The organism is Aquabacterium sp. (assembly GCF_004297345.1).
Taxonomy (GTDB): Bacteria; Pseudomonadota; Gammaproteobacteria; order Burkholderiales; family Burkholderiaceae_C; genus Aquabacterium.
Genome location: NZ_SCTN01000523.1, coordinates 1 through 5948, shown reverse-complemented (window position 1 = coordinate 5948; position 5948 = coordinate 1). Strand labels below are relative to the sequence as shown.

The 5948-nt window shown below is 62.6% G+C and carries 7 protein-coding genes and 1 pseudogene; all 8 read left to right on the top strand.

What is annotated here, in order from left to right; all coding sequences use genetic code 11:
• Nucleotides 1-163 precede the first annotated feature (163 nt).
• The gene (locus tag EPO09_RS20300) at nt 164-610 is read left to right on the top strand and encodes a CopD family protein (protein WP_290646079.1); all 447 of its coding nucleotides are present in this window, start codon (nt 164-166) and stop codon (nt 608-610) included.
• A gap of 28 nt (nt 611-638) precedes the next feature.
• Complete coding sequence (locus EPO09_RS20295; RefSeq protein WP_290646077.1) at nt 639-1781, top strand: VanZ family protein; 1143 nt, start codon at nt 639-641, stop codon at nt 1779-1781.
• Between the two features lie 18 nt (nt 1782-1799).
• Nucleotides 1800-2126 (top strand): (2Fe-2S) ferredoxin domain-containing protein, encoded by a 327-nt coding sequence (locus EPO09_RS20290; protein ID WP_290646075.1) that lies wholly within the window; start codon nt 1800-1802, stop codon nt 2124-2126.
• Nucleotides 2127-2131: 5 nt separating this feature from the next.
• Entirely contained in the window at nt 2132-2839 is a 708-nt protein-coding gene (locus EPO09_RS20285) for an alpha/beta fold hydrolase (RefSeq protein WP_290646073.1), read from the top strand.
• Nucleotides 2840-2929: 90 nt separating this feature from the next.
• The gene (locus EPO09_RS20280) at nt 2930-4198 is read left to right on the top strand and encodes a D-alanyl-D-alanine carboxypeptidase family protein (protein ID WP_290646071.1); all 1269 of its coding nucleotides are present in this window, start codon (nt 2930-2932) and stop codon (nt 4196-4198) included.
• 58 nt (nt 4199-4256) lie between these two features.
• Nucleotides 4257-4559: a DUF493 family protein gene (locus EPO09_RS20275; protein ID WP_290646069.1), complete on the top strand. Its 303-nt coding sequence runs from the start codon at nt 4257-4259 to the stop codon at nt 4557-4559.
• Between the two features lie 147 nt (nt 4560-4706).
• Nucleotides 4707-5030: a preprotein translocase subunit YajC gene (gene yajC / locus EPO09_RS20270; RefSeq protein WP_290646066.1), complete on the top strand. Its 324-nt coding sequence runs from the start codon at nt 4707-4709 to the stop codon at nt 5028-5030.
• Nucleotides 5031-5066: 36 nt separating this feature from the next.
• Nucleotides 5067-5948, top strand: a pseudogene (locus EPO09_RS20265) (protein translocase subunit SecD); the annotation flags it as partial.

Below are 5948 nucleotides of genomic sequence, written 5' to 3'. Positions count from 1 at the left end.
ATACGCCGCAAGGCTTCATTCCCTGCTTTTCCTCCCTGAGCAGGTGCCTTACCGTGATGACAGCGTTAAGGCTTGAAAGCCCCGGCTTGTGCCGGGGCTCTTTTTTTTTCAGCGATGGGTTTTGGTGTGCTTTCGCACCCGGGCTGCTGTTCATAATTCCGCCATGAGCAACGCCTATCTCTGGGTCAAGGCCCTGCACATCATCTTCGTGGCCAGCTGGTTCGCCGGGCTGTTCTATCTGCCAAGGCTGTTCGTGAATCTGGCCATGGTGCCGTCCGACAGCCACGCAGAGCGAGAGCGCCTGCTGCTCATGGCCCGCAAGCTCTACCGCTTCAGCAACATGCTGATGACACTGGCGCTGACTTTTGGTCTGCTGCTGTGGCTTTACTTTGGCATGGGCAAGGGCCCGGGGCAAATCTGGCTGCACCTGAAGTTGATCCTCGTCATAGGGGTCGTGGGTTATCACCATGTGTGCCGCAAGCTTTTGCGGGATTTCGAGGGCTTGAGCAACCGCCGCAGCCACAAGTGGTTCCGGGTGTTCAACGAGGTGTCAGTGTTGCTGTTTGCGGCCATCGTCTTCCTGGTCGTGCTCAAGCCCACCATCGGGTGAGCTGCTTCGGATTGCTGGTGAGATGTCCTTGCATCGCAGTTCCGCCTGGCCTCTGACTTGGGTGGCCGCCGCCCTCATCGTCTATGCCTCGCTGCATCCCTGGAGCGGTTGGCACTGGCCTGAGGGGCAGGTGTTCCGCTGGGTTTTGCCCAAACTGGGCTTCGAGGTGGCCAATGACCTTGTGGCCAACATCCTGGGGTATCTGCCTTTTGGTCTCATCATGTGTGTGGCGCATCTGCGCAGTGGGCGGGGGCCAGTTGTCTCTGCCTTGATGACCGTGATGGCAGGTTCGGCCATGTCATATGGCCTGGAATTGATCCAGTACACGATCCCGACGCGCGTGCCCTCCATCACCGACTGGATTCTCAATACGCTGGGCATGGCCTGGGGGGCGTTGGCCGCCTTGACCATCCATGCGCTGGGTCTGGTCGATGTATGGCACCGCTTGCGCGAGCGCTGGTTCATTGCGCAAGCCGGGCATGGTCTGGCCTTGTTATGGATGTGGCCTTTGGGGCTGCTGTTTCCGCCGCCTTTGCCATTGGGTGAGGGGCAATTGCTGCCGCGCATGCGTGTGCTGTTGATGGAGGCTACGCGCGATACGCCCTTGCAGCCCTGGATCCTGCCTGCAGACCCCTTGACGCTGTGGTCGTCCTTTCACTCGGCGGTGGCGTCGTCCAGTTGGGCGCCTCTGATCGAGTCCCTGACCACCACGGCCGGCTTGCTGGCGCCCATGTGCGTCGCCTGCGCGGTGGCGCGTCCGCGCTCCCTGCGTGTGACCTTGCTGTCCGGACTCGCCTTGCTGGGTATTGGCGTCACGACGCTGTCCACGGCGCTCAACTTCGGGCCTGAGCACGCGTTCACCTGGGTGACCATGCCGGCGGCGTTGGGGATGTCGCTGGGTGCGTTCGGTGGCATCGCCCTGGTGAACCGCAGCCGCACGACCTGCGCGGTGCTGGGCGTACTGGTTGTACTTTTCTTGATCGGGCTCATCCATCTGGCGCCGCTGGATCCTTACTATGCGCAGACGCTTCAGGCATGGGAGAACGGGCGCTTTATCCGTTTCCATGGTCTGTCCCGCTGGCTTGGCATCCTGTGGCCTTATGTGGCCCTGTTCTGGCTGCTGGGGCGTCTGTGGAGTCGGGAAACCCTCGGGTCCACAGAGCCCGCGTGAACTTTCTAGAATGCGGACATGAGTTATTACCAGCGCCACATCTTCTTCTGCCTGAACCAGCGCATCAATGGCGAGGCCTCTTGCGCCGACCATGCTGCCAAGGACGGCTTTGACCACTGCAAACGCCGCATTGCCGATGCCGGTGAGAGCGGGCCGGGCAAAGTCCGCGTCAACAAGGCGGGATGCCTGGATCGCTGTGCGGGTGGGCCGGTGGCCGTGGTGTACCCGGAAGGCACCTGGTACACCTTTGTCGACAAGTCCGACATCGATGAAATCGTGGATCGCCACCTCCTCAAGGGTGAGGTGGTCGAACGCCTGGTGCTGCTGCCAGACGTGGGGCGCTGAGCATCATGTTGGGACGCCCCGCCTCCAGCACCATCGAGGGCCCAGCCGGCCTGCTCGAAGTGGTGGTTGAAGATCCGGTGAACTCGCCGCCCATCGGGTTGGCAGTCATCGCGCATCCTCATCCTTTGATGGGGGGCACGATGGACAACAAGGTAGTGCACACCTTGGTGCGTGCCTTTGTGCTGGCCGGGTGGCGGGCCGTGCGTTTCAATTTCCGTGGCGTTGGCAAGTCCGAAGCCAGTTGGGATGAGGGCCGGGGCGAGTCGGTGGATCTGATGGCCGTGATGGGGCATTTCCAGCGCGATCCGGCCATGCAGGGCCTGCCGGTGGCGCTGGCCGGGTTCTCTTTTGGCGGGTATGTGGCCGCGCAGGTCTATGCCCGGCTGGCCCAGGCCGCCGCCAACCAGCCCAACATCCAGGTGCCGGCTCAACTGGTGCTGATCAGCCCGGCGGTGTCGCGCTTCGATGTGCCGCAGGTGCCGCCGCAAACCCTGGTGGTCGAAGGCGAGCAGGATGATGTTGTGCCATTGAGCAGCGTGCTGGAGTGGGCGCGACCCCATGCGGTGCCGGTCACGGTCGTGCCAGGCACGGGCCATTTCTATCATGGCCAGTTGACCCGTCTGCGCGAGATCGTGCTGCGGCATCTGCTGGCGGATGCGGCCGTCAAGGCTTTGGGTACCCCTCAGGCATCGGGCCGGGTCGGGAGCGAGTAAGCTCGCGCCTTGTCGTCCGAATTCCCCGGGGCGCCACCAGGCTTGCCTTGTCGCCTTGCAATTGGCCGCTCCGGCACCATATCGCTTCCCATGCTTTCTGTTCTGATGTCCCGCCGGTTGACGCTGGCCGTACCGATGCTGGCGCTATTTGGCGGCCTGTGTTTGGGTGAGTCCCCCGCGCATGCGGCCGATACTCGCGCCGCCGCTTCGGCCGCATCCACCGCGCCCGTCGTGCCTGCCAGTGCCGGTTTCTTCGCCGAGCCCGCTGCGGCCATGCCTTTGCCGCCGGAGATCGCCGCGCGCGCTTTTGTCTTGCAAGACATGAGCTCGCGCCAGACCCTGGCTGCACGCAACGCCGACGCCGTGATCGAGCCCGCTTCCATGACCAAGCTGATGACAGCCTATATGGCCTTGCTGGCCGTGCAGGAGGGCAAGCTCCGGCTGGAGCAGGAGCTCGTGATCTCGGATCGCGCCTGGCGCACAGGCATGACGGGGGCCTCGCGCTCCTTTCTGGAGGCCAACAGCAAGGTCCGGGTGGACGAATTGCTCAAAGGCATGTTGGTTCAGAACGGCAACGATGCCGCCGTGGCCCTGGCCGAAGGTGTGGCCGGTTCGGTCGATGCCTTTGTTGGCATGATGAACCGACAGGCGCAGGTGATGGGGCTGAAGGCGACGCACTTCGTCAACCCGGAAGGCCTGAGCGCCAAGGGGCATGTCAGCACGGCCCGGGAGCTGTCTCTTGTCGCTGCGCGCCTGATGACGGATTTTCCTCAGGTCATGAGCTATGCCAGCCTCAAGGAATACAGCCACAACGGGTACAGGCAGGTCAGTCGCAACTTGCTGCTGTTTCGCGATCCATCGGTGGACGGCATGATGACCGGCTACACGGAAGCGGCAGGATATGGCCTCATCGCCACGGCGCGCCGCAGCTTGCAAGGCAGTGAGCGTCGCTTGTTGAGCGTGGTGGTGGGGGCCGCATCGCCCGAGTCTCGCGCCAACGAAAGCCAGAAGCTGCTCAACTGGGGCTACAGCGCTTTTGATGTGGTCAAGTTGTTTGATGCCAACCAGAGCGTGACGACCGCCCAAGTCTGGAAGGGCCAGGCCTCCACGGTCCGCCTGGGCCGTGCCACGCCGCTGCTGGTGGTGGTGCCGCGCGGCCAGGCTGGCGCCATCCAGACCAGCTTGACGCGCAATGACCCGTTATTGGCGCCCTTGGCGCAAGGGCAGTCGGTCGGTACCCTGACGATCAAAGTGGGCACTCAGACCTGGCAGAACGTGCCCTTGCAGACGCTCGATGCGGTGCCCAGCGCCGGCTGGCTGGGGCGCGCCTGGGATGCCATCCGCCTGGGCATCAAGTAAGCTTGCCCCCGTTTTTGCTTCCGGTCACTACCGGAGTTCGTAGAAGAAGGAGGCCGACATGAGTCAGCCAGATCACACGCCCGCCAACCCCTACATCCCGCCCGAGCAGTCGCTCATCGAATACCCGTGCGCCTTCCCTATCAAAGTGATGGGTGTGCACAACGAGGCCTTCGTGGCCGGGGTCGTGGCCATCGTGCTCGAACACGATCCTGGGTTTGATGCGGCCACCATCCAGCGCCGCCCCAGCAGCAGCGGCAATTACCTGGGCCTGACCATCACGGTCACGGCCACCAGCCGCACGCAACTGGACAATATTTACCGCAGCCTGACTTCGCACCCGATGGTCAAGTACGTGCTGTAAAAGCCCTCCGCCTGGCTGCTTTCGCGGCTGGCGGTAAGCCCCCGGGCGAGATGTCACGCCCGCCGCATACAATCGATTGGTTTTGGCCGGCGCGCCCGTTGCTCAGTCGAGCAAGGCGCCTCGGCCCTTTGTTTGAAGGATATTGCCGTGTTTATTTCCGAAGCCTATGCCCAGGCCGCCGCTCCTGCCGCTGGTGCGCAGGGTGGTTTGATGAGCTTTTTGCCCCTGGTGCTCATGTTCGTGGTCCTGTACTTCGTCATGATCCGCCCGCAGATGAAGCGCCAGAAAGAAACCAAGTCCATGCTCGAGGCTTTGAGCAAGGGCGATGAAGTGGTCACCCAAGGTGGCGTGATCGGCAAGATCACCAAGATCGGCGAAACCTTCGTCAGCGTGGAAGTGTCCAATGGCGTCGAGCTGCAACTGCAGCGCGTGGCCATCGTTCAGGTCCTGCCCAAGGGCACCTACAAATAAGAACACAGCGCAAGCTGGCTGTCAGTCGAGGATTTCATGAACCGCTATTCCTGGTGGAAGTACCTGATCATTGCCGTGGCCCTGTTCATCGGCCTGATCTACACCTTGCCCAACTTCTTCGGTGAGGCGCCGGCCGTGCAGCTGTCCAGCGGCAAGGCCACGCTCAAGCTCAATACCGAATCGGTGGCCAAGGTGGAGGCAGCCCTCAAGGCTGGCGGTTTGACGGCTGACTTCGTTGAATTCGATGGCAACTCGGTGCGCGCCCGCTTCAAGGACGCCGACACCCAGCTCAAGGCCCGTGACATCATCACGCGCGCCTTCAATCCCGACGCAACGGATCCGCACTACATCGTGGCGCTGAACCTGCTGTCGCGCTCGCCATCGTGGCTGCGCGCCATGCATGCGCAGCCCATGTACCTGGGTCTGGACTTGCGCGGTGGCGTGCACTTCCTGATGCAGGTTGACATGAAGGCCGCGCTGACGCAGAAGCTGGAAAGCCTCAGCGGTGACATGCGCACCCTGCTGCGCGACAAGGACATACGCCACAGCGGTATCCGCCGCGACGGCCAATCCGTGATCGTGCGCTTCCGTGATGATGCGGGCCGAAAGGCTGCTCGTCCTGTGCTGGGCGATGCCCTGCAGGATCTGGTCTGGACCGATGGTACGGATGAATCGGGTGATGTGACCCTGGTGGGCAAGCTGGCCCCCAAGTCAGAGCACACCATCCAGGAGCAGGCGCTCAAGCAGAACATCACCACCTTGCACAACCGGATCAATGAACTTGGCGTGGCTGAGCCTGTGATCCAGCAACAAGGCCTGGACCGTGTGGTTGTGCAGTTGCCTGGTGTGCAAGACACGGCCAAGGCCAAAGACATCATCGGCCGTACCGCCACGCTGGAAGTGCGCATGGTGGACGAC